This window comes from Vibrio sp. B4-6 (assembly GCF_963888245.1).
GTDB lineage: Bacteria > Pseudomonadota > Gammaproteobacteria > Enterobacterales > Vibrionaceae > Vibrio > Vibrio anguillarum.
Genome location: NZ_CAWPIM010000022.1, coordinates 237,054 through 259,908, shown reverse-complemented (window position 1 = coordinate 259,908; position 22,855 = coordinate 237,054). Strand labels below are relative to the sequence as shown.

The window sequence follows — 22,855 nt, the reverse complement described above, 5'->3', positions numbered from 1 at the left end:
GGTAGTGGCATATGAAAATTATAAAAATCGTTCTAATTCTTGCACTTTTTTTGATTGCTTTAGCATTAGGGGCTCAAAATCAAGCAGTTGTGACGTTTAACTATTTGATCGCTCAAGGCGAATTTCACCTGTCTACTTTACTTGGCACTGTCTTTGTCTCTGGTTTTTTACTTGCTTGTTTGCTTGGCAGTAGCTTCTACTTCAAGTCTCAGTTGCAAGTTAGAAAGTTGAATAAGCAACTGAAAAAGCAAACAGCAGAGAACAACGCTGTAACAAGTAAAGCGTAGTGAAATAAAGGCTGACTTGATGTTAGAAATTCTCTTCTTGCTATTACCGATTGCCGCCGCCTACGGCTGGTATATGGGAAATCGCAGTGCTCAGCAAGACAAGCAGAAACACTCTCACCAAATTTCTCGTCAGTATGTGACGGGTCTTAACTTGCTGCTTTCTGATCAATCAGATAAGGCCGTTGACCATTTTATCGAGCTACTCCAAGTAGACAATGAAACGATTGATACCCACTTAGCGCTGGGCAACTTATTCCGTTCAAGAGGAGAGGTTGATCGTGCTATCCGCATCCATCAAAATCTCATATCTCGTTCAAGTCTTACTATTGACCAAAAAAATCTCGCCTTACAACAATTGGCAAAAGATTATATGGTGGCAGGCTTTCTCGACCGCGCTGAAAAAATATTTGAACAACTGATTGAAGAGCCCGAACACAAAGAAGCGGCGTTGCAACAATTGGTTTCTATTTACCAACAGACTCGAGAGTGGCATAAAGCTATCGATTACGCTTATGCGTTGGTAAAATTAGGCAGAAAAAGGATGCACAGTGTTATAGCCCATTTTTGGTGTGAACTTGCAATGCAAGAGAAGGCTGAAGGACGCGATAGCAAAGCGATTCAATATCTTAAAAAAGCGCTGTCTGAAGATCCGAAGTGTGTACGCGCAACGATCTCTTTAGGTAAGCTGTATCTTGAAAATGATGACTACCGTCATACAATCCAGTATATGCAAATGGTCTTGGAGCAGGACATTGATTTTATCGGCGAGGTATTGCCTACGCTTGCTGAATGCTATCACCATATTGGGAAAGAGGGTGAACTTGTTGAGTTTTTACGCGAGTGCATTATCAATGAAGCTGGAGTGTCAGCTGAACTGATGCTCGCACAGTTGGTGGCACAACATGATGGTGCTGGAGCTGCACAGGAACTTTTGACACGGCAATTGGTTAAAAATCCGACCATGAAGGGCTTCTACCGTTTAATTGACTACCATCTCATCGAAGCAGAGGAAGGTCGAGCGAAAGAGAGCTTGTCGACCTTGCAAAAATTGGTAGGTGAGCAACTAAAAGTAAAACCTCACTACCGATGCAGAAAGTGTGGTTTCTCAACCCATTCTCTCTACTGGCACTGCCCATCATGTAAGAATTGGGGTTCAATTAAACCTATCCGTGGTTTGGATGGTGAATAGAGTTCATGTACTGGAGTTACTGATCGACTCGAAAACTGCAGCTTATGAAAGCTGCATTTTTTTAGCTTAATTATTTTAGGAGTGAAAATGAAAGACCAGAGAGTAATTGTCGCGTTGGATTATGAGCAACAAGCGGAAGCGTTAGCTTTTGTTGATAAAATTGACCCCAACAGCTGTCGATTAAAAGTGGGTAAGGAGATGTTTACCCTGTTTGGTCCCGATTTTGTGCGTGAGCTACACAAAAGAGGTTTTTCGGTATTCTTAGACCTAAAGTTTCATGATATTCCCAACACGTGCTCTAAAGCCGTACGTGCGGCGGCTGAGCTTGGCGTATGGATGGTGAATGTTCATGCCAGTGGTGGGGAGAGAATGATGTCGGCGTCTCGCCAGATTCTTGAACCTTATGGTAACGATAGACCACTACTTATTGCTGTCACAGTACTAACCAGTATGGAACAATCTGATCTTCGTGGTATTGGCATCGATGTTGCGCCTAAAGAGCATGTAATGCGTCTGGCTAGCCTAACTCAAAATGCAGGGTTAGATGGAGTGGTATGCTCAGCTCAAGAAGCGCACATGCTTAAGAGCCATCTTGGTCAAGAGTTTAAATTAGTTACGCCAGGGATTCGTCCTATTGGTTCTGAAACAGGAGACCAAAGACGTATTATGACTCCGAGTGAGGCCATAAAAGCTGGTTCAGATTATCTAGTCATCGGTCGCCCAATTACTCAGGCAACAAGACCGGATGAAGTCCTAAAAGCGATAAATGATACGTTAATTTAAATTAATGTTTTCTTTACGTTGTTGTATGAAAAAGGTCGCTTATGCGACCTTAAAAATACTTCCTAATCAAAAATAATGGGCTACCATTTTTTCTTTTCACCAAACAGTGCTTCCATATCACTATTTCTCTCGTTATCTTCAATTTGTTGAAGATCCGTTGCACTTTTTGTTTGGCGTCGTTTTTCTAAGTCATCATACATTGACTGAAGTTTTTCACGAGCTTGATTGGAATAAGCATCATTTTTTGAGCTCAGAACATCGATCCCTTTACGCAATAGCTGAATCGCAGTTCCGGGTTGCCCACGAACGATCGAATCATTTGCCCGCTTAACAACATTTTCAATGTTGATTCGAATTTGTATTGTTTCTAGACGCGCATTTTCAGCGACGTAAGATTGTGTTTCAAAACGTCCTTTATTGTGCTCACTACGAATCGTGTCTCTTAAACGTTTCACTAGTTTAAGCATAATCAAAGCTTGTTTATCGCTGGTGGGTACTTTAAACGTTGTACTGTCACCACCTGGGTGGTTTTCTTGTAAATGCTTAATTTGCCCTTTCATATGCTCAATGCGTTGTGCTAACTGCTTATTTTTCGGGTCAAGCTCATACATACTAAGTAGGGCATCAAGGATACGGGTATTTAAACACACTAAGAGTTCTTTACTAAACGGCATGTGGTGTGCGTTGCCGATAAGGTCTTCTGTCGCATCAATAATGGCGATATATCGAGTCGACTCCTGCTTTTTAGCTGACTCGACCTTTACTTTGTATTGAAGCATGATGTTATAGCCAAGGACTAACACCAGCAAAACTGCTACAAGAGCAATGATTAAACCTATATTCATATAATCCGTATCTTTATTAGAATTCAGTGGCTAGCAATTAAGAATACACGATCCTTAGTTATCACTACACCTTCAAATTGACTATTTTTATTATTCCTGTTTTAACCCCTAAAAACTGCCTTTTATTGCTTAGATTGGGCGATAGTTGGCAAAAATTTAGTCAGCTACGCAAAATACTTACTTTTTTCTTCGCTCTTGAATCATCAAGCTTTGAATTGAGAGTGTTAAGCGTTATAACTAATAATTATAAACTATGATTGAAAGATCTGGATCTTTGATAATGGATTACGGGGCCAATAATGAAGTTACAGCAGTTAAAATATATTGTTGAAGTGGTTAATCACAACCTGAATGTCTCAGCAACTGCGGAAAGCCTTTATACCTCTCAGCCAGGCATTAGTAAACAGGTTCGTTTACTCGAAGATGAATTGGGTATTCAAATTTTTGAGCGTAGCGGTAAGCACCTGACACAAGTCACGGGTGCAGGTGAAGATATTATTCGTATCTCACAAGAGATCCTTTCACGTGTGGAAAGCATTAAGGCCGTGGCAGGGGAGCATACGCACCCTGAGATGGGTACGCTGAATATTTCAACGACTCATACACAAGCTCGCTACGCGTTACCTGATGTAATCAAAGGATTCACTGCACGTTATCCGAAAGTGTCGTTACACATGCACCAAGGCACTCCAAGTCAGATGTCGGAAGCGGTTGCAAAAGGTACCGCTAATTTTGCGATAGCAACAGAAGCGCTTCATCTGTACCAAGATGCCATCATGCTACCTTGTTATCATTGGAACCGTTCTATTGTTGTGCCAAAAGATCATGCTCTTGCAAAAAAAGAACGGGTAACGATTGAGGATTTAGCCGCGTATCCATTGGTCACTTACGTGTTTGGTTTTACTGGTCGTTCAGAGTTAGACACTGCATTTAATCGCGTAGGGTTAACGCCGCGAGTTGTCTTCACCGCCACCGATGCGGATGTGATAAAAACTTATGTCCGAATGGGAATTGGGGTGGGTGTTATCGCAAGTATGGCGATAGATAAATCACGCGACACCGATCTTATCGCGATTGATGCCAGCCATCTTTTTGGTGCGAGCACGACTAGCATTGGGTTTCGCCGAGGTACATTCCTGCGCTCTTATATGTTTGACTTTATGGAACGTTTCGCACCTCATCTTACTCGCCCTGTCGTCGAACGGGCTACCTCGTTAAAATCGAATATCGAAATAGAAGAGATGTTTAAAGACATTGAATTGCCAGTTCGTTAAGCAAATTTTGATCATTTAAAACGAAACACTTTCTAATTAAACCATCACCTCCTAGAATTGGCCTTTCTAGGGGGATGTATGCGCGCGCTTTTCAAACATATCGATGCTTTTTTAATTGAAAACCAACGTTTTTGGCGATTTGAGCCCTTTCATCATAGTGGCTTAGACAGTTCACCTTGGAAACATTCAGACCATAGGCTGGATCAGTGGTTGCAAACGCTATCTTTGGACAGTATCGATAGCTTAAAGTCATCGCCGCAAGCGCTCATTGAGCAACTTCATCCGTATATCGAGGGGTTAAAAGAAGCGGATATCATGATTAGGCTTCAAGATGCCCCTCGTAATACTCAGCAAGCACTCAGCCCTTACTTAGAGCAGGGGATCCCTGGCAGAAAGCTAGAACAAATTCGTTTAATGAGCGAATCACTCGTCTCTAGGCATTCAGGAACGGAATGGCTAGAGTGGTGCGCGGGTAAAGGCTTTTTAGGTCGAATTATCGCAGCGCAGTCAAAACAAAAAGTCACTAGTTTTGAATATCAGTCGCAGCTCTGTCATGCAGGACAAGCTTGCGCCGATGAACATGATCTTCCGATGCAATTTATTCAAGGGGACGCTTTTGAGCCGCAAGCGTTTGGCGTTTTCAATACCAATCAGCATGCCGTCGCTTTACATGCCTGTGGTGATCTCCATGTTCGCCTACTCGAATATTCTGTTGCTCATCGCTTGCCTGCGATTACGTTTTCACCATGTTGCTACCATTTAATCAAAGCCGATAGCTACCAACCCATGTCCAGCTACGGTCGTACTTCTTCTCTTGCCTTGTCCAAAGAAGAGCTGCGTATTCCGCTGCAAGAAACCGTTACGGGGGGAGAGCGGGTTCGCCGTCATCGTTTGCAAGAAATGACGTTTCGTTTGGGTTTTGATTTGTTGCTAAGATCTGAGCTTGGGCACCATCAATATTGCCCAATTCCGAGCCTCAAAAAATCACAACTAGCCGAAGGATTTTTAGCTTTTTGTTATTGGGCGGCGGCACAAAAAGGCATCGCATTACCAGAAGTGGATTGGCCTGCTTATGAACGTAAAGGCGAGCAGCGTTTTTGGCAGATGGAAAGGATAGGCTTAGTGCAACAGGCATTTCGCCGCATGATTGAGCTTTGGTTGGTATTGGATAAGGCACTTTATCTTCAAGAGCAAGGCTATGAGGTGCAGATTGAGCAGTTTTGCGCTAGGAAAGTAACGCCACGCAATATATTGGTTCACGCTTTTAAAAAATGAAAGCCAAGCGCATGATGCACTTGGCTAAGAATTGAGAGCTTTACCGCAAATTGTTATCGTTAGTTAAACAGAGCGATAGCTTCAGATGGCTTAAGATATTCAAGGTTGAAACTCTCGGCGACCTCTTTACAGGTGACTTTGCCGTGTATCACGTTTAAACCTTCTAGGAATCCTTTATCCTCTAATAATGCACGTTGATAACCTTTATTGGCCAGTTTAACAATGTAAGGCAACGTAGCGTTATTCAAGGCGAAAGTTGATGTGCGAGCCACAGCGCCTGGCATGTTTGCGACGCAGTAATGAACGACGTCATCAACGATATAGGTCGGGTCATCATGAGTGGTAGCATGTGAGGTTTCAAAGCAGCCGCCTTGGTCAATTGCCACATCAACGACCGCAGAGCCAGGTTTCATTCTAGAAATCAGATCTTTAGTAACGAGTTTAGGAGCTGCTGCTCCGGGGATCAGTACTGCGCCTATTACTAAATCGGCTTCGAGGACGTATTTTTCAATCGCATCCTTTGTTGAATACACGACTTTAGCGTGACCTTGGAACTCTTCATCGAGTTTACGCAGCATATCAACACTTCGGTCGAGAATCGTCACATCTGCACGCATTCCGACGGCAATTCTGGCTGCGTTGGCACCGACGACACCACCACCAATCACCACCACTTTTGCTGGTGCGACTCCGGGTACACCACCCAGTAACAAACCACAGCCCGCGTGTGATTTTTCTAAACACTGCGCACCTGATTGAATAGACATTCGACCAGCGACTTCAGACATTGGTGCTAATAGTGGCAAGCGACCCATATTATCTGTTACAGTCTCGTAGGCTATACAGACAGCTTTGCTCTTGATTAGCTCCTCAGTTTGTGGAAAATCTGGAGCTAGATGTAAATAGGTAAATAAAATTTGGCCTTCGCGGAGCATTGCTCGTTCAGCAGCCTGAGGTTCTTTGACCTTAACAATCATTTCTGCTTTCGCAAAAATGTTAGAAGCAGTAGGAAGAATGGATGCGCCTACAGCGATGTAATCATCGTCTGAAAAGCCGATGCCGGAACCGGCATTTGTTTCAACATAAACTTGGTGACCGTGTGAGACAAGTTCGCGCACGCTTGCGGGAATCATGCCCACACGATATTCGTGGTTTTTGATTTCTTTAGGAACTCCAATGATCATCCTGACTCCTTAGGTTTTTTTGGTTGTTATAACTATATGTAGGGTTGTTGTTTCGAATTTGTGACTAGTATAGATGTGAATGTGTAAAATTTGATACTGAATATTAAAAAGTTGTAGTATATATTTTTGCAAGGAAGTAATAAGGTGGAATAAAAAATGGCAGACAACTATAAAAGGCCGTCCAAGGATTTAGACCGTATCGATCGCAATATTTTGAATGAATTGCAGAAAGATGGTCGTATTTCGAATGTAGAATTATCAAAACGAGTGGGTTTATCTCCAACCCCCTGTTTAGAGCGTGTACGTCGTTTAGAGCGTCAAGGTTTCATTACCGGTTATACCGCGTTGTTGAATCCACAATATCTTGATGCTTCGCTGTTGGTATTTGTGGAAATTACATTGAATCGCGGTGCACCTGATGTGTTTGAACAGTTTAATACTGCGGTTCAAAAACTGGATGACATTCAAGAATGCCATCTTGTTTCGGGTGATTTTGACTATCTTCTCAAAACTCGAGTCTCTGACATGGGGGCGTATCGTAAATTGTTGGGTGATACGCTATTGCGTTTGCCCGGAGTCAATGACACTCGCACTTATGTTGTGATGGAAGAAGTGAAGCAAAGTAACCAGTTGGTTATCAAAACTCGATAACGCCAGATTGTCTGAATAGTGGTACTTCTTTCCACATTCTGACGTTCGCCAATTGGGTTTTTAACCTTGATGTGGTTAAATCACACAACAAACCGAGCGGCTTTTGCCGCTCGGACTGTTTTCACCCAAACCAACGCATCAAGCCGCAATAAACCTTGAGTGTTGGCGTTAATCAGAATCTAGGTTTATGTTCAAAGAGAACCAAAATAAAGTTGAGACCATTATTAAGACCAGCGAAGAGCCTCAGTCTTCACGCCTCAATGGATCGCAACGTCTGAAAGAGTGCGGGCTTATTGTCGCTGTGCTTGCCTCTGTGCTTCTTTCCATCGCTTTATTAACATTTAGTCCCGCCGATCCTTCATGGTCGCAAACCGCGTGGGGAGGCGATATTGAAAATGCAGGCGGTATTATTGGCGCATGGATTGCCGATACCTTGTTCTTTATTTTTGGATCGCTGGCCTACCCAATACCGCTCATGATTACTGTGCTAGCATGGGTTTTTCTGCGTAAAAGAGAAGAGAATGAACCCCTTGATTTTGTGCTGTGGGGAACGCGTTTACTCGGCTTAACCATCTTGATTTTGACCAGTTGTGGTCTTGCGGATATCAACTTTGACGATATTTGGTATTTTTCATCTGGTGGTGTGATTGGGGATGTCTTAACCAGTTTGGCGCTGCCAACGCTTAATTTACTAGGCTCAACCCTAGTATTGCTCTTTTTATGGGGCGCTGGTTTTACGCTGCTAACGGGTATCTCCTGGCTAAGCATCGTGGAATGGTTAGGCACGATGAGTATTTCTCTTGGCGTTGCGTTGATCAATCGATTACGTGGTGAGAAAGATGAAGATATTGCGCCCGTTTTGTCGCCAATGGAATTGTCGCCGCTTGAATCATCATCCGCAGACTTAGCCGTTGTTGAGTCTAGTTCGCCAAATGAAGAATATGTCAAATCAGCCCTCGATGCGTTTGGGGCCGAGCAATACACGCCTGCGGTAGAGGTTGAAGAAGAGCTGGAACAGACTCACTCGCCAAGACGTTTTAATATTCACATGCCAGCGGCCAAAACTCAGGCTAACACTTCTCCTGAATTCAGTGAAACTCACTCAGATGAAGCGCCATTTGATCGCAGCAAGCAGCTTAGTGCAACGATTGAAGAGTTAGAATCTGTTGCGTTGGAAGAGGATGACCTTGCTCTTTCATCGGCAGACTGGGTAGATGAAAGAGCTAATGAGCATCAAGCATTAGCCAGTGCCGACCTCGATGCCAGTCAAGAAGCTCAGCAATATGCATGGGCAGAGGACGAAGAGGTGAGCGATCCGTCGCTTACGATGACAGAAGTTGATCTTGATGTGTCGCGTGTTGAACCGGTTATTTCCAATTTGGATGTGCTGGATGAAGATGAATCAGATCAAGCGTTGGCTGCTGATCTTGATGTGATGTCAGAAGATGACGAGCCACCGTTAGGCCAGCAAGATAGCGATGTGACGGCTTTTCAGAACATGGTGTCTTCGGCTCAGGCCAATATGGCGGCCAAGCAAAATCCATTTTTAATGCAAAAAGAAACTAACCTGCCTAAACCGACGGAGCCACTACCGACGTTAGAGCTTCTGTATCACCCAGAAAAGCGTGAACACTTTATTGACCGAGAGGCATTAGAGGAGGTTGCTCGTTTGGTTGAATCTAAACTCGCGGATTACAAAATCCAAGCGCAAGTGGTTGATATCTTTCCGGGGCCGGTTATCACTCGTTTTGAATTAGATTTAGCTCCAGGCGTAAAAGTGAGCCGTATTTCTAGCCTATCGATGGATTTGGCGCGTTCTTTATCGGCAATGGCGGTGAGGGTGGTTGAAGTGATCCCTGGTAAACCTTATGTTGGTCTTGAACTGCCAAACATGAGTCGTCAAACCGTCTATTTGTCAGATGTTATAAAAAGCCGTCAATTCCAAGAAGCGAAATCACCCACGACCATCGTTTTAGGGCAAGACATTGCAGGCGAAGCATTGGTCGCGGATTTAGCCAAAATGCCGCACGTGTTGGTGGCTGGTACTACAGGCTCAGGTAAGTCGGTTGGGGTCAACGTGATGATCCTCAGCATGCTTTATAAAGCGAGCCCAGAAGACGTTCGCTTTATTATGATTGACCCGAAAATGTTAGAGCTATCGATCTACGAGGGTATTCCTCACCTGTTAGCTGAAGTCGTGACTGACATGAAAGACGCATCAAATGCTTTACGTTGGTGTGTGGGTGAAATGGAACGTCGTTATAAATTAATGTCTGTACTTGGTGTGCGTAACATCAAAGGCTTCAATGATAAGCTAAAAATGGCTGCTGCTGCTGGCCACCCCATCCACGATCCTTTGTGGAGAGAAGGGGACAGTATGGAGAGTGAACCGCCACTGCTGGAAAAACTGCCTTACATTGTCGTGGTTGTTGATGAATTTGCTGATCTGATGATGGTGGTGGGTAAAAAAGTAGAAGAGTTGATCGCGCGTTTGGCACAAAAGGCTCGAGCTGCGGGTATTCACCTTATTTTGGCCACTCAGCGCCCATCGGTTGATGTGATCACCGGTTTAATCAAAGCGAATATTCCGACCCGCGTTGCGTTTACCGTTTCGACTAAAACCGACTCAAGAACTATTTTGGACCAAAGTGGTGCGGAATCACTGCTCGGTATGGGCGATATGCTCTATCTACCACCGGGTTCTAGCCACACGATCCGGGTTCACGGTGCGTTTGCCTCGGATGAAGATGTGCATGCGGTGGTAAACAACTGGAAAGCACGCGGTAAGCCGAACTACATAGAAGAGATCACTTATGGTGACCAAGGACCAGAAGCCTTGCTACCCGGTGAGAAGATGGAAAGTGATGAAGAAGTGGATCCGCTATTTGATCAAGTGGTTGAACATGTAGTGGAAACGCGTCGAGGTTCAGTTTCAGGAGTGCAACGCCGATTTAAAATCGGTTACAACCGTGCTGCAAGAATTGTAGAGCAGTTGGAAGCACAAGGTATTGTGAGCGCTCCCGGTCATAATGGTAATCGCGAAGTACTATCGCCAGCGCCGCCGCGAGATTAATCACGGTCATTGTAGGCAACACAAACAAAACAGCGCCACCCATGATGCCATGAGCGGCGCTGTTTCAATTTAGCTAGCATAAACTCTCGCCAGCCTTGCTAACGGCTATTTTTCTTGCATCAGCCCCACCAGTGCTTGTTGCGTGTCAGATATTTGCTGCTGCGCGGATGGTGTACTGCCAATTCCCAATTGTTGTTTAGCTTCATCTTCAGAGAGACCTAAGTGGCAACACAGTAAATCAATCGCCATTTGATAGTTGCTCGTTTCAGCCATGATGCTGTCCTTTGTCCGTCGAAAATGTCTGTTTCCCATGCAATGTAGTCACTTTAGCTGGGACTCTCAATACGACCAAAGTCTTATGCGTTCAGTTGCTCATCACGTGCTGTAAGGGTAGGTTAACCATCTTGCTATTCAATAACAGATTTTAGAAAACTCGGCGTCAGACATTAAATGTTTCAATTTATCGCTTAACCTTGTTTTTCAAATCTTAGACTATATGTATATGAAAAATTGTGTAGGTTCATGCTAGCGTCGCTTGCAGCCTACACTCATAATAAGATTTTCATTCGGAGATAAGTAATGAAGCGAGTCATGTTATTTCTAGCAACCAACCTTGCGGTGGTTCTGGTTCTTAGCCTTGTATTAAATATTGTTTATGCTGTGACGGGGATGCAGCCGGGCAGTTTATCTGGCTTGCTCGTCATGGCCGCGTTGTTTGGTTTTGGCGGCTCATTTATTTCATTATTGATGTCAAAGAGCATGGCTCTGCGCTCGGTAGGTGGAATGGTGATTGAAAGTCCACGTAACGAAACTGAGCACTGGTTATTGCAAACTGTAAGTCGTCAAGCTCAGCAAGCGGGTATTGGTATGCCAACGGTAGCAATTTATGATTCACCGGACATCAACGCTTTTGCAACCGGCGCTAAACGTGATGATTCTCTCGTCGCTGTTTCAACGGGGCTATTGCACAGCATGACGCGTGACGAGGCGGAAGCGGTATTGGCGCATGAAGTGAGCCACATTGCCAATGGCGATATGGTTACGATGACTTTAATGCAAGGAGTGGTTAACACCTTCGTTATTTTCTTATCGCGCTTTATCGCAAACATCGTGTCGTCTCGTGATTCAGAAGAGGGTGGCGGTAGCAATATGATGGTTTATTTTGGCATCTCTATGGTGTTGGAATTGGTATTTGGCTTCCTCGCGAGCTTTATTACGATGTGGTATAGCCGTCATCGCGAATTCCACGCCGACGCAGGTGCAGCAAAGCTTGTGGGTAAACACAAGATGATTGCGGCGTTAGAGCGTTTAAAAATGGGGCAAGAATCTCAATTGGAAGGTTCCATGATGGCTTTTGGTATCAACGGTAAACGTTCAATGACGGAATTATTGATGAGTCACCCACCGCTTGATAAACGCATCGCCGCTTTGCGCAATAGTTAATCTAAGCTAACTAAAAAAGAGAAGGCCAGCGCATTACGCTGGCCTTTTTGATCGTCGTAACTATTGGAATTTTAGTCTTTATTTTCTTTTTTGATCTTAATTCCTTGCAACCACGTATGCATTGAAAAGATACAAAGTTATACAAGAAATATTTTGTATAACTAAGTGACTTGTACTATTTTGTACATGTGAAGTTTTTGTATAACTTATGGAAACGTACAATGGATGTCGAATCGGTTGCTCAAGTTTATCGTCAACTCAACAAAGAGAACTTGCCTTTATTACGTCAGGTTTATCACGACAATGTCCTTTTTGAGGATGCCGCTCATCGAATAGAAGGTTGGCGTGCGCTATCGGATTATTTTGCTCGTTTGTATCAGAACGTAGAGTGTTGTGATTTTACCATCCATGATCACCAGCAAGTCGGTGACTGCGGCTTTCTCACATGGACTATGTCTTTGCAGCATCCTCGGTTAGCTCGTGGAAAACTTATACAAGTGCAAGGGATGAGCCATCTCAAGTTTCAAGACAACCAAGTCATTTATCACCGTGATTACTTCGACTTGGGAGAAATGCTCTATGAACACATTCCGCTGCTGGGAAGTGTTATTCGTTCGATCAAACAGAGGTTAGGGCAATGAAGAGTGTACTTATCACGGGAGCCACTTCTGGTATTGGTTATCAGCTAACTGTTGATTATGCAAAAACGGGTTGGCAAGTTATTGCTTGTGGGCGTAACCAAGCCAAGCTTAATCAAATGCATCAAGAGTATCCGCAGATCCAAGGCATTGCGTTTGATATTACCGATTTTGAGCAAACGAAATCGGCTTTATCGCAACTGCCTTTTACTCCTTCACTATGGATCCTCAACGCTGGCGATTGCGAATACATCGATCATGGTCAAATGGATTCACTTCGGTTTAAGCGTGTGTTTGACGTAAACGTTTTGGGTTTAGCTCATTGCATTGAGGCGATACAGCATCACTTTGTTGCTAACCACCGTGTGGCGATCGTTGGTTCCATCGCCAGTGAAATCGCTCTGCCAAGAGCAGAAGCCTATGGCGCTTCTAAAGCGGCGGTTAGTTACCTAGCACGCTCGCTCATGCAAGATTGGCGAGCGCAAGGTGTTGCTGTGACGATGATCTATCCTGGGTTTGTTGCCACGCCTTTGACTGATAAAAATAGTTTTTCGATGCCAATGATGGTCAGTGCCGAGTATGCATCGCAGGCGATTCGCCGTGGGTTGGAAAAAGGCAAAACCACCCTCTATTTTCCGGCCCGTTTTACGAGCCTATTACGTTTGATTGGCAGCTTACCTTACGCATGGCAAGGCAAATTAGTTGCGGCATTACTTAAATAACGATCTGTTTTGTAATTAAAGGAATTGAGTATGAAAATCGCCATTATTGGTAGCGGTATTTCCGGGTTAACATGCGGTTATTATCTGCATAAACATCATGATGTTACCGTGTTTGAAGCCAATCATTACATTGGTGGGCATACCGCCACCGTCGATATTGAGCTCGATGGTCAAAATCATGCAGTTGATACTGGTTTTATCGTGTACAACGACCGGACCTACCCAAATTTCATCGCAATGATGAATGAAATTGGCGTAAAAGGCATTCCGACTCAAATGAGCTTCAGTGTGCGTAATGATGTGAATGGGCTGGAATATAACGGTCATACCGCAACTACGTTGTTTGCACAAAAGCGGAACTGGTTAAACCCTGTCTTTTATCGCTTTATTTTTGAAATCATTCGCTTCAATCGGTTAGCGAAACAGCAAGCAGAACAAGCGCATCAATCAATGCAAACCTTAGGTGATTTCTTATTTGAGCACCAATTTTCTGACTATTTTTGTGAAAATTATATTTTACCGATGGGAGCGGCAATTTGGTCATCTTCCTTGGCTGATATGCGGGTTTTTCCGTTAAGTTTCTTTTTGCGTTTCTTCCTCAACCATGGCCTGCTAGAGATCACTAACCGACCACAATGGTATGTGGTTGAAGGCGGATCGCGCGCGTACATCGAACCCTTAACGCAAGGTTTTAAAGATAAGATTCATCTTGATAGCCTAGTTACACAAGTCAAACGCGGCTCGGCGGGTGTCGAGCTCATTGTTAATGGGCAATCACACCACTTTGATCATGTGATTTTTGCATGTCACAGCGATCAGGCATTAGGTATGTTAGAGCAACCGACAGAGGCTGAGCAAGAAGTGCTCGGCGTAATGCACTATCAAGCCAATGAAGTCACTTTACATACCGACACATCACTGCTGCCTAAGCGAAAAGCCGCTTGGGCAGCTTGGAACTATTGGCTTGATGGCAGTCCAGATCAAGAATCGCGTTTACCAGCGCTGACCTACAATATGAATATCTTGCAGCATATTAAAGGCGCTCATACTTTTTGTGTATCGCTCAACAGCGGCGACCGCATTGCTGATGAGAAAGTTTTACGACAGTTTACTTATCACCACCCGGTATTTACCACGCAATCTATCGCGGCTCAGCAACGCAAGCCTGAAGTCAACGGTGTGAATAACACTTGGTACTGTGGCGCTTATTGGCGCAATGGTTTTCATGAAGATGGCGTGACCAGTGCGCTGGATGTGGTGACACAGCTTGAAGCGCAAGCGCAGCAGTTAAAAGGCGCGGCGTGATGGAGACGGAGCCCAACAGTTGTTTGATGGTTGGCATGGTACGTCATCGACGCTTTACTCCGATTGAACATGCGCTCAATTATCCATTGTTTATGCCGTGTATTGATCTCGATGAACTGGATCAACTGAGTGATTCAGTTTGGGGGTTTGGCGAAAAATGGTGGCACTGGGCGCGTTTTCAGCGCGCCGATTATCTTGGTGAAGGGGATTTAAAACAGTGCATACAAGATAAAGTTCATGAGCTGACGGGCGACCGCTGCTCTGGAAAGGTGATGGCAGTATGTCACCTTCGTTATTTAGGAATCTATTTCAGCCCGGTTAATTTCTACTATCTTTATGATCAACAAGGTGAATGGCAATACTTGTTGGCCGAAGTGAGTAATACACCTTGGAATCAACGGCACTACTACGCGGTGAAAGCACAAGCGGGAGAAGAGCAGCAACAGTGGTGTCATCAAAAGGCGTTTCATGTTTCTCCCTTCAATCCTATTGATCAGCAATATCATTGGAAGTTGAAGCCGCTTGGTTCGTCATTGAGTGTGCATTTGGAATGTCACAAAGAAGGTAAAGTTTTCGATGCTACTTTATCGATGAAGGCACAACCATTTAATTCAAAAAATTTACTCAAGTTATTGATCAAAACACCCGTGATGGCCGTAAAAGTGACAATAGGTATTTACTGGCATGCTTTAAAGCTGTGGCTTAAAGGAGCACCTTTCTACTCCAATCCACATTCATAAATACGCAAGATCTACACAGAGACAGTGTCTAAATAACAATAACAAGGAGAACGCTCAATGCTTAATTCACAAACTCTCGCGTTGCCCAAGCAACTGACAGGGTTGCAAAAGAGTGCAAGAAGCTTCATTTTTCGCTGTCTACAGCGTTTAGACGTCGGCACTTTAACCATCATTGAAACCTTTTCCAATGAAGGCGCGTCCAGTCAGGAGACTTTTGGCGTACTTAAAGAGCATCAACCCCATGCAACTATTGAAATACATCACCCTCATTTTTATGCTCGTTTATTAAAAGGGGGTAGTATTGCAGCGGGTGAAGCTTACATGGATGGTTGGTGGGATAGCCCGAATTTGACCAGCCTAATGGAACTGATGGCTCGTAATGTCAGTGCATTAGATGGCATTGAAGCTCGCAGTAGTGTGTTGACCAAACTTTTTTATAAAGTCAGCCATTGGCTCAACCGAAATTCAATCGATAAAGCCAAAGAGAATATTCATGCCCACTACGATCTAGGCAATGATCTCTACCACACCTTTTTAGACAGTAATATGCTCTATTCCAGCGCGTTGTTTCTGCATCAGGATGAAACGTTAGAGCAGGCGCAAATTAATAAAATGGAACGTTTGTGCCAGCAGTTGCAACTCAAAGCAAGCGACCACGTGATTGAGATTGGCACCGGTTGGGGTGCGATGGCGATTTACATGGCCAAAACTTACGGCTGTCAGGTCACGACGACGACCATTTCTGAAGAGCAGCATTACTACACCGCGCAGCAGATAGAGCGGCAGGGGCTGGAGAGTCAAATCACCTTGCTCAAGCAAGATTACCGCCTGCTACAAGGTCAGTACGATAAATTAGTCTCGATAGAGATGATCGAAGCGGTCGGTAAAGAGTACCTCGCCTCTTATATTGAAAAGTGCCAGTCACTACTAAAACCCAATGGTTTGATGGCGATTCAAGCCATTACCATTGCTGATCAACGTTATGATTATTACAGCAATAATGTCGATTTCATTCAGAAATACATTTTCCCCGGCGGTTTTTTACCCTCAATTACTGCATTGACAACGGCGGCGACACAGCACAGTGATTTAGTGGTTCGCAACCTGTTTGATCTTGGTCCTGACTATGCGAATACGCTTGCTCATTGGCGTCACCGTTTTGAGCTTGCAAAACATCAGGTTTCACAACTTGGGTATGATGAGCGATTCACGCGTATGTGGCGTTACTATTTCTGCTACTGCGAGGGTGGATTTTTAGCAAAATCCATCAGCACTGTACATATGACTTTGCAAAGACCGATGTAATGAAAACGCTGTTTGCTGTCTCTCTTTGGTTTCAAGCGATCTGGTTTGTTGCTGTGTTGGGGACAGAACGTTTGCAGTGGTTGGCATTGACCATGATGTTAGCCGCATTGATGTTTTCCTTGCGGCACTTCTCTTATCCTTTGGAAAGGGTGATTGCGTTAACCATGTTGGGTATTGTTATCGATACCCTTAATCAGTATTTCGGATTATTACGCTTTGCTACTAATGACTTTCCCATTTGGTTAATGGTGTTGTGGGGTGCTTTTTCTTGGTATGCCTCCCATTTAGTGGTGCTGCTGAAACGTTATCCATCCAAACTCATTTGTTTGGTGGTCGGCGTGTTAGGTAGTTTAAGTTATTGGGCGGCAGAACGTTTAGGCGCTGTACATTTTGATTGGCCATTGAGTTTGACTATGACCATCTTGTGGCTGCAGTGGGTGATGATCGGTGCATTGATACTTAGGGTATTTAGCGATGCTTTTAGCAAAGAGAAATAGGCTAAGAAAATTCAACCTGTTACTGATAGTGATTGCCTTTCACAGCTTGGTGAATAACGCTTTTGCGGCGGTGGCAGACGATAAACTGACCGAGTGGCAAACTTGGCCAGTGATTGGCCAAGCGAATTTAAGCTGGTTATGGCTAGATATTTATTCCTCGCAGCTTCGTACCCCATCAGGGCAGTACGAGCAAGGAAGCGATTTATCGCCCCATCCCTTGGCGCTTGAAATTGAATATCAGCGCGACATCAGTAGTAAACAGCTGGTGGAATCGACCGCAGAGCAGTGGCAAAAACTCAAATTAACCGAGCAACAAATTGCACCGTGGCTGGTGCACCTATCGTCCATTTTTCCCAGCGTTACTGAGGGCGACCGCTTGATTTACACCTCCGATGGGCAGCAGGGCGCTTTTATTTTTCATCCTAAGAATGGTGTTCAAGCCCAGGTTGGTACAGTCGTCGACGAAGCGTTAAATGACGCCTTTCTCGCGATATGGCTGTCGCCACAGACGCAATACCCACACTTACGCAAGCAATTGATAGGAATGCAACCATGAAAGCGATAGCCAGACGCAGTTATCTGTTACTTCTACTTTGGTTAGTGGGGTGCAGCGCTGATCTCACTCAATACCAATCCACGCAACCTAAGTTTGATTTATTTGAATACTTCTCTGGTCGAACGTTCGCATGGGGGATGGTGCAAGATTATACGGGGATGCAAACGCGTCGTTTCGAGGTTGCCATCGACGGAACAGTTGAGGGGAATAAACTCACTTTGGTTGAAGACTTCAATTTTGATGATGGTGAAAAAAGCCAAAGAGTATGGGTGATTGAACGTTTTGCTGATGGAAAATATATCGGTCAAGCGGATGATGTATTAGGCCAAGCCCAAGGGGAAGAAGTGGGTAACGCTTTGCGTTGGCAATATGACTTTTCCTTACCTTATGGTGATTCTACGCTAACCGTTACCTTTGACGACTGGCTTTATCGGCAAGATGAAAAGCGGGTGTTTAACCTGACTAAAATTAAAAAATTTGGTATCGAGGTCGGTAAACTAACGCTGTTCTTTGAAAAACAATAAGGCTCCGTAAGGAGCCTTATTGTGCTGATCATATGGCTTTGGAATTATCTCTGTTCTGCGCGTGGCGCTCTTGGCTTAGAGGTTTGAGCAAACGGTTTGCCTTTACTTGTCGGGCGAGAGTGTGCAGGTTTAGATGCGCCGCCTTGGTTTTTCTTACCGTTGTCTGTCGCGCTGCTAGCGCGTGGTTTGTTTGGCGATTTACTTGGTGAAGTAGCGTTCTCTTTACGCGGGTTAAGAGCGTCAAAACCCGGCTGAGTTTTGGTGTGTTTGGTCGCAAAACGGTTCGCTCCGTGACGGCCAGATTTACGACGCTGCGCAGGCGTGAGTGCATCCATATCATTCGCAGGCACTAAGCAGTTAGGTTTATCACCAATCAAATGCTTTTTACCCATGTTGATTAAGGCTTCACGGATAATCGGCCAGTTTAATGGGTCATGGTAGCGTAACAGCGCTTTGTGCAGCCTGCGTTGACGCTCTCCCTTTGCGACAGTCACTTCTTCACGTTTTTTGTATTTCACACGTTTGAGCGGGTTAGTCTCTGAGTAATACATCGCGGTTGCATTACACATTGGCGATGGATAGAAGTTCTGCACCTGATCACACTCAAAATTGTTTGATTTTAGCCACAGTGCCAAATTGAGCATATCTTCATCTTCTGTACCGGGATGCGCGGAAATAAAGTACGGGATGAGGTACTGTTTCTTACCTGCTTCAGCGCTGTACTTCTCAAACATCTCTTTGAAGCGATTATAGGTGCCCATACCCGGTTTCATCATCAGATCAAGCGGATTCTTCTCGGTATGTTCTGGGGCGATCTTGAGATAGCCTCCTACGTGATGTGTGACCAATTCACGTACATATTCAGGAGATTCAATCGCCAAGTCATAACGCACACCAGAGGCGATCATCACTTTTTTAATACCTTTGACTTTGCGCGCTTCACGATAGAGATCAATCGTATGTTTGTGGTCGGTATTGAGCTTATGGCAAATTCCGGGGAAAACACACGATGGGCGGCGGCAGTTCATCTCAGCTTTAGGATCACTACAACCTAAACGGTACATGTTCGCCGTTGGTCCACCCAAATCCGAAATGGTTCCAGTAAAGCCGGGAACTTTATCGCGGATCTCTTCCATCTCATTCAAAATCGACTCTTTCGAACGGTTTTGGATAATGCGCCCTTCATGTTCGGTAATCGAGCAGAATGAACAACCACCAAAACAGCCGCGCATGATATTAACCGAGGTTTTGATCATGTCATAAGCAGGAATTTTACTTTTGCCATACATGGGGTGGGGCACGCGTGCGTAGCTCAGGCCAAACACGTAATCCATCTCTTCTGTGGTGAGTGGGATCGGGGCTTGGTTGACCCACAACTCACGGTCGCCATGACGCTGAATCAGCGCCCGGCCGGAATAGGGGTTGGTTTCTAAATGCAGTACACGGCTTGCATGCGCGTATAAAATCCGGTCATTATTGAGCTTTTCAAAAGCAGGCAAACGAACCGCTGTTGTCGCGGCATCATGGCGAGAAGGACGAATGGTGATTGGCTTTGCTTCGGCTTCTTTTTCTTGATTAGTTTCACACTGCGTTTCCACCGCGTAAGGGTTCACAGGAACAAACGCTTTACCCGGTTTCTCAATGCGTGATGAGTCAATGATGGTGTAATGCTCAGGCTCAGCGGCCAGGTTCACGGCCGTGCCGCGAATATTGGTCATATCAGCGATGTTATCGCCATTGGCTAAGCGGTGCGCTACTTCAACCAATGCGCGCTCTGCGTTACCAAACAGCAGTATGTCGGCTTTGGCATCAAACAGCACAGAACGACGCACTTTGTCTGACCAATAGTCATAATGGGCAACGCGGCGCAAACTGGCTTCAATACCACCGAGCACCAGTGGTACATCTTTATAGGCCTCACGACAACGCTGCGAATAGACAAGTGTGGCGCGATCTGGACGTTTGCCACCTTCATTATTGGGTGTGTACGCATCATCATGACGTAATTTTTTGTCAGAGGTGTAGCGGTTGATCATCGAATCCATATTTCCGGCCGTGATGCCAAAAAACAGGTTAGGTTTTCCCAGCGCCATGAAAGCGTCTTTATTTTGCCATTGCGGCTGGGCAATGATTCCGACGCGAAAGCCTTGCGCTTCGAGTAAACGGCCAATGATCGCCATACCAAAACTGGGGTGATCCACATAAGCGTCACCCGTGACAATCACGATGTCACAGCTATCCCATCCTAGGGCATCCATCTCCTTTTTACTGGTTGGCAGGAAAGGTGCAGTTCCAAAGCACTCTGCCCAGTATTTTTTATATTGATGAATAGGAGTGACGTTGCTGTGCATATTTTGACCTCTGATTAATGAGCCGCGCATTATAACGACTTGCACTAGTAGTATCTAGCGGAACATTGGCTTTGCGTTCTATTTATAAAGAAAATTATTAATAAAGTGAGTGGTAAGTGTGTCGGAGAGATACTAAGTGATATGTGATAAAAAGGATGCACCAATAGTAAAAAGGTCAACCAGTAATAAAACGGGTTGACCTTTAGACGAGAGTTAGTGGCTCATGTAACGACGTCGAATCAATAAAGCTGCCAGCATTGACAATAAAGTCATTCCACCAGTACTACCGCCGCCTGAACCTCCTGAAAGTGGGGGTAAGGTAAAGGAGTAAGGCTTTTCATATTTCAAATTTTTGATGTAAGCCGCATCACTGCCGGTTGGTGTGCTTGATGTCTTTACGTATTCAAAGCGGATATCGTTGACTTCTTCATTCAAATATAACGTTCTGCTGCCACTACGTTCACCATCTTCGATTATGTAAGTGCTACCGTTCACTTTCACAATTAAGGAATCATAAATAAAAGTAGAGGAGACTTGGAAATCAAAACTTACTTTTCCTTTGGGGACGTTTTCAAGAAACAAAACTGATCTCGCTTTATCGTTCATAATGGCAGAACGTAGCCAACCATCTTCTTCTAGCCAAGGGTTTACATTCACACTAAGACTGCTATTGGGTACGGTAATTAACCCCTCTAGTGATTTTGAAGCAGGTTGTAGAACCGTATTGAGCTTTATTGACGAGGTGACGGTTCCTAAATTTAGTGGGCTATTAGTGTTAATCTCTAAGCGCACATCAGCAGGTGTCATTGAATCAATGGTATAAGAAACATCAACATAACATTGGCTACTCGGAGCTAAGCCTAGCGAACAGTTTTCGGTTGTGATATTTGCAGAAGCTGGAGATAGTGTGACGTTGTTTGCGGTAATAGTCTCATCAGAGCCGTTTACAAAATGAAAGCGATGGGTATGAAGCCCATACTTAATCTCGTTTTTGTGTTGAGATTGTCGGAAAGAAACTTTTGATGTTCTTTTATTCAGCCAATCATTAAAATGGTCGACTTTGGCATAAACGCCAGCTGCGCCTTGTAACCCGCAACCATGCCCCCAACTAACGACACCATATTGAATGAAATTACCGCCGTCATTGATAAAAACGGGACCACCGCTATCACCATGGCAGGTATCTTGCGGGTAACTGCTTGCACAAAAAGCATCATTTCCTATACGAGGGTAGTTGCTACCACCTAAAGCTTGACACGTTGCAGTATCCATTAACGATATTTCGGCTTTACGTAAAACTTGAGAAGGATTGCTCGATTTATTCAACAGTTGGCTGTAACTCGTTGCCCCAAAGCCAATGATCTCTAAAACCGTACCAGCGTGTAGCAGATTAAGTGCACCAGCATCAGGTCGGGTGACTGCTTGTATTGGTAATGAGTTTTCTAATTCAAGAATGGCGATATCGTTGAATTTTTCGTTATAGTCAGCATGAGTTTCATCATCATAAGCTTCATGATAATAGATTTGTTTGACTTTTACCCGGCGACCAGCATTAGTACGTAAGTCATACGCTCCAACCGTCACTTCAATATCCTCAGCATTGAGCGGGTTTTTTCCTGCTACGCAGTGAGCGGCGGTAAGTACATACTTATCACCCAAGTAGCTGCCACCACAAAAAGAGCTTTTAAGAGTTGAATAGTGTAAGGCAACCATAAAGGGAAAGTTACCCGCGTCAGCAGGGGTTCCATTGATGATTCTAGTTGATATTCCAGATTCCGTTCCAGAAGCACTGAACTGAAAAGATGTAAACAGAAGCGCTCCTAGCGCGACTGAAAAAATGGGTTTGTTCATTAGTACCTCGGATTAGTTTTCCCAACACCTCTTGGGCTTGGGAACGGTACCATATAGTGGGTGATGAATTACGTCAATCAGTGATAATTATCATATCGACAAGATATATTAATCAAATAAGGTAGGTTAATGTATTTCAGTAGCTTACAAAATGAACGCATTGGTCATTTTTCGTTCATTATTTTCTTTCGATTACGATAGTTCTAGGCTACTCCTTTTGAGGTGTATTGATGTTCGGCGTTTTTTATATGGCTTATCTGGCCTAAAATAATAAATAAGCAACTGCGTTTACATCATTAGTGCTAACTCACGGCTTGTGATTAAGTTTTGCTCTATGCTGTGCCATTAATGGTAAATCATTT

Annotated in this window: 21 protein-coding genes; 16 read left to right on the top strand and 5 right to left on the bottom strand. The window is 44.4% G+C overall.

The features are described 5' to 3' along the window. Nucleotides 1-11 precede the first annotated feature (11 nt). From AACV20_RS07930 to pyrF, 3 genes are all read left to right on the top strand, one after another. Nucleotides 12-287: a LapA family protein gene (locus AACV20_RS07930; protein ID WP_013857177.1), complete on the top strand. Its 276-nt coding sequence runs from the start codon at nt 12-14 to the stop codon at nt 285-287. Between the two features lie 19 nt (nt 288-306). Continuing rightward, nucleotides 307-1,476 carry a lipopolysaccharide assembly protein LapB gene (gene lapB, locus AACV20_RS07925; protein WP_026028046.1) on the top strand — a complete coding sequence of 390 codons (1,170 nt, stop codon included), beginning with the start codon at nt 307-309 and terminating at the stop codon, nt 1,474-1,476. A gap of 87 nt (nt 1,477-1,563) precedes the next feature. Next, entirely contained in the window at nt 1,564-2,259 is a 696-nt protein-coding gene (gene pyrF / locus AACV20_RS07920) for an orotidine-5'-phosphate decarboxylase (RefSeq protein WP_038170096.1), read from the top strand. 80 nt (nt 2,260-2,339) lie between these two features. Here pyrF and AACV20_RS07915 read toward each other — a convergent pair whose 3' ends face one another. Further along, entirely contained in the window at nt 2,340-3,104 is a 765-nt protein-coding gene (locus AACV20_RS07915) for a hypothetical protein (protein ID WP_013857174.1), read from the bottom strand. Nucleotides 3,105-3,403: 299 nt separating this feature from the next. Between AACV20_RS07915 and cysB the strand changes: the two genes are divergently transcribed. Both cysB and AACV20_RS07905 read left to right on the top strand, forming a co-directional pair. Beyond that, the gene (cysB, locus tag AACV20_RS07910; RefSeq protein WP_010317444.1) at nt 3,404-4,378 is read left to right on the top strand and encodes an HTH-type transcriptional regulator CysB; all 975 of its coding nucleotides are present in this window, start codon (nt 3,404-3,406) and stop codon (nt 4,376-4,378) included. A gap of 78 nt (nt 4,379-4,456) precedes the next feature. Further along, nucleotides 4,457-5,653, top strand: a complete 1,197-nt coding sequence (locus tag AACV20_RS07905; RefSeq protein ID WP_026028586.1) for a methyltransferase — start codon at nt 4,457-4,459, stop codon at nt 5,651-5,653. A 59-nt stretch (nt 5,654-5,712) separates the two neighbouring features. Here AACV20_RS07905 and ald read toward each other — a convergent pair whose 3' ends face one another. After that, nucleotides 5,713-6,837, bottom strand: coding sequence for an alanine dehydrogenase (ald, locus tag AACV20_RS07900; RefSeq protein WP_170907092.1), 1,125 nt, complete (start codon nt 6,835-6,837; stop codon nt 5,713-5,715). A gap of 156 nt (nt 6,838-6,993) precedes the next feature. Between ald and lrp the strand changes: the two genes are divergently transcribed. Together lrp and AACV20_RS07890 are read left to right on the top strand one after the other, a co-directional pair. Then, complete coding sequence (lrp, locus tag AACV20_RS07895; RefSeq protein ID WP_010317439.1) at nt 6,994-7,488, top strand: leucine-responsive transcriptional regulator Lrp; 495 nt, start codon at nt 6,994-6,996, stop codon at nt 7,486-7,488. A 187-nt stretch (nt 7,489-7,675) separates the two neighbouring features. Beyond that, entirely contained in the window at nt 7,676-10,561 is a 2,886-nt protein-coding gene (locus AACV20_RS07890; protein ID WP_017049915.1) for a DNA translocase FtsK, read from the top strand. 105 nt (nt 10,562-10,666) lie between these two features. Here AACV20_RS07890 and AACV20_RS07885 read toward each other — a convergent pair whose 3' ends face one another. Then, nucleotides 10,667-10,834, bottom strand: a complete 168-nt coding sequence (locus AACV20_RS07885; RefSeq protein ID WP_170894779.1) for a hypothetical protein — start codon at nt 10,832-10,834, stop codon at nt 10,667-10,669. A gap of 306 nt (nt 10,835-11,140) precedes the next feature. Here AACV20_RS07885 and htpX point away from each other — a divergent pair, with 306 nt between their 5' ends. The 9 genes from htpX to AACV20_RS07840 all read left to right on the top strand — a co-directional run bounded on the left by htpX (nt 11,141) and on the right by AACV20_RS07840 (nt 18,291). Continuing rightward, nucleotides 11,141-12,004 (top strand): protease HtpX, encoded by an 864-nt coding sequence (gene htpX, locus AACV20_RS07880; protein ID WP_017044602.1) that lies wholly within the window; start codon nt 11,141-11,143, stop codon nt 12,002-12,004. 221 nt (nt 12,005-12,225) lie between these two features. After that, nucleotides 12,226-12,645, top strand: a complete 420-nt coding sequence (locus tag AACV20_RS07875; protein ID WP_170907091.1) for a nuclear transport factor 2 family protein — start codon at nt 12,226-12,228, stop codon at nt 12,643-12,645. Continuing rightward, nucleotides 12,642-13,364 carry an SDR family NAD(P)-dependent oxidoreductase gene (locus AACV20_RS07870; RefSeq protein WP_170907090.1) on the top strand — a complete coding sequence of 241 codons (723 nt, stop codon included), beginning with the start codon at nt 12,642-12,644 and terminating at the stop codon, nt 13,362-13,364. The genes AACV20_RS07875 and AACV20_RS07870 overlap by 4 nt, the downstream gene beginning before the upstream one ends. 30 nt (nt 13,365-13,394) lie before the next feature. Next, on the top strand, nt 13,395-14,669 hold the full coding sequence (locus AACV20_RS07865) for an NAD(P)/FAD-dependent oxidoreductase (RefSeq protein WP_170907089.1): 1,275 nt from the start codon (nt 13,395-13,397) through the stop codon (nt 14,667-14,669). Continuing rightward, nucleotides 14,669-15,409 (top strand): DUF1365 domain-containing protein, encoded by a 741-nt coding sequence (locus AACV20_RS07860; protein ID WP_170907088.1) that lies wholly within the window; start codon nt 14,669-14,671, stop codon nt 15,407-15,409. The genes AACV20_RS07865 and AACV20_RS07860 overlap by 1 nt, the downstream gene beginning before the upstream one ends. Before the next feature lie 57 nt (nt 15,410-15,466). Continuing rightward, nucleotides 15,467-16,714 carry an SAM-dependent methyltransferase gene (locus AACV20_RS07855; protein ID WP_170907087.1) on the top strand — a complete coding sequence of 416 codons (1,248 nt, stop codon included), beginning with the start codon at nt 15,467-15,469 and terminating at the stop codon, nt 16,712-16,714. Continuing rightward, a complete protein-coding gene (locus AACV20_RS07850; RefSeq protein WP_170907086.1) occupies nt 16,714-17,211 on the top strand; it encodes a DUF2878 domain-containing protein in 498 nt (165 codons plus the stop codon). Before AACV20_RS07855 ends, AACV20_RS07850 begins: the two co-directional genes overlap by 1 nt. After that, the gene (locus AACV20_RS07845; RefSeq protein ID WP_170907085.1) at nt 17,189-17,767 is read left to right on the top strand and encodes a chalcone isomerase family protein; all 579 of its coding nucleotides are present in this window, start codon (nt 17,189-17,191) and stop codon (nt 17,765-17,767) included. Before AACV20_RS07850 ends, AACV20_RS07845 begins: the two co-directional genes overlap by 23 nt. Then, nucleotides 17,764-18,291 (top strand): DUF3833 domain-containing protein, encoded by a 528-nt coding sequence (locus tag AACV20_RS07840; protein WP_017049908.1) that lies wholly within the window; start codon nt 17,764-17,766, stop codon nt 18,289-18,291. The genes AACV20_RS07845 and AACV20_RS07840 overlap by 4 nt, the downstream gene beginning before the upstream one ends. A gap of 44 nt (nt 18,292-18,335) precedes the next feature. Here the strand turns inward: AACV20_RS07840 and AACV20_RS07835 are convergent, their stop codons facing one another. Next, nucleotides 18,336-20,642 carry a YgiQ family radical SAM protein gene (locus AACV20_RS07835; RefSeq protein ID WP_170907084.1) on the bottom strand — a complete coding sequence of 769 codons (2,307 nt, stop codon included), beginning with the start codon at nt 20,640-20,642 and terminating at the stop codon, nt 18,336-18,338. Nucleotides 20,643-20,855: 213 nt separating this feature from the next. Further along, entirely contained in the window at nt 20,856-22,493 is a 1,638-nt protein-coding gene (locus AACV20_RS07830; protein ID WP_249929743.1) for a S1 family peptidase, read from the bottom strand. Nucleotides 22,494-22,855: the final 362 nt, after the last annotated feature.

Bases quoted from the DNA above. Each gene is read 5' to 3' on its own strand.
- AACV20_RS07930 (WP_013857177.1), top strand. From the start codon at position 12: ATGAAAATTATAAAAATCGTTCTAATTCTTGCACTTTTTTTGATTGCT.
- lapB (WP_026028046.1), top strand. From the start codon at position 307: ATGTTAGAAATTCTCTTCTTGCTATTACCGATTGCCGCCGCCTACGGC.
- pyrF (WP_038170096.1), top strand. From the start codon at position 1,564: ATGAAAGACCAGAGAGTAATTGTCGCGTTGGATTATGAGCAACAAGCG.
- AACV20_RS07915 (WP_013857174.1), bottom strand. From the start codon at position 3,104: ATGAATATAGGTTTAATCATTGCTCTTGTAGCAGTTTTGCTGGTGTTA.
- cysB (WP_010317444.1), top strand. From the start codon at position 3,404: ATGAAGTTACAGCAGTTAAAATATATTGTTGAAGTGGTTAATCACAAC.
- AACV20_RS07905 (WP_026028586.1), top strand. From the start codon at position 4,457: ATGCGCGCGCTTTTCAAACATATCGATGCTTTTTTAATTGAAAACCAA.
- ald (WP_170907092.1), bottom strand. From the start codon at position 6,837: ATGATCATTGGAGTTCCTAAAGAAATCAAAAACCACGAATATCGTGTG.
- lrp (WP_010317439.1), top strand. From the start codon at position 6,994: ATGGCAGACAACTATAAAAGGCCGTCCAAGGATTTAGACCGTATCGAT.
- AACV20_RS07890 (WP_017049915.1), top strand. From the start codon at position 7,676: ATGTTCAAAGAGAACCAAAATAAAGTTGAGACCATTATTAAGACCAGC.
- AACV20_RS07885 (WP_170894779.1), bottom strand. From the start codon at position 10,834: ATGGCTGAAACGAGCAACTATCAAATGGCGATTGATTTACTGTGTTGC.
- htpX (WP_017044602.1), top strand. From the start codon at position 11,141: ATGAAGCGAGTCATGTTATTTCTAGCAACCAACCTTGCGGTGGTTCTG.
- AACV20_RS07875 (WP_170907091.1), top strand. From the start codon at position 12,226: ATGGATGTCGAATCGGTTGCTCAAGTTTATCGTCAACTCAACAAAGAG.
- AACV20_RS07870 (WP_170907090.1), top strand. From the start codon at position 12,642: ATGAAGAGTGTACTTATCACGGGAGCCACTTCTGGTATTGGTTATCAG.
- AACV20_RS07865 (WP_170907089.1), top strand. From the start codon at position 13,395: ATGAAAATCGCCATTATTGGTAGCGGTATTTCCGGGTTAACATGCGGT.
- AACV20_RS07860 (WP_170907088.1), top strand. From the start codon at position 14,669: ATGGAGACGGAGCCCAACAGTTGTTTGATGGTTGGCATGGTACGTCAT.
- AACV20_RS07855 (WP_170907087.1), top strand. From the start codon at position 15,467: ATGCTTAATTCACAAACTCTCGCGTTGCCCAAGCAACTGACAGGGTTG.
- AACV20_RS07850 (WP_170907086.1), top strand. From the start codon at position 16,714: ATGAAAACGCTGTTTGCTGTCTCTCTTTGGTTTCAAGCGATCTGGTTT.
- AACV20_RS07845 (WP_170907085.1), top strand. From the start codon at position 17,189: ATGCTTTTAGCAAAGAGAAATAGGCTAAGAAAATTCAACCTGTTACTG.
- AACV20_RS07840 (WP_017049908.1), top strand. From the start codon at position 17,764: ATGAAAGCGATAGCCAGACGCAGTTATCTGTTACTTCTACTTTGGTTA.
- AACV20_RS07835 (WP_170907084.1), bottom strand. From the start codon at position 20,642: ATGCACAGCAACGTCACTCCTATTCATCAATATAAAAAATACTGGGCA.
- AACV20_RS07830 (WP_249929743.1), bottom strand. From the start codon at position 22,493: ATGAACAAACCCATTTTTTCAGTCGCGCTAGGAGCGCTTCTGTTTACA.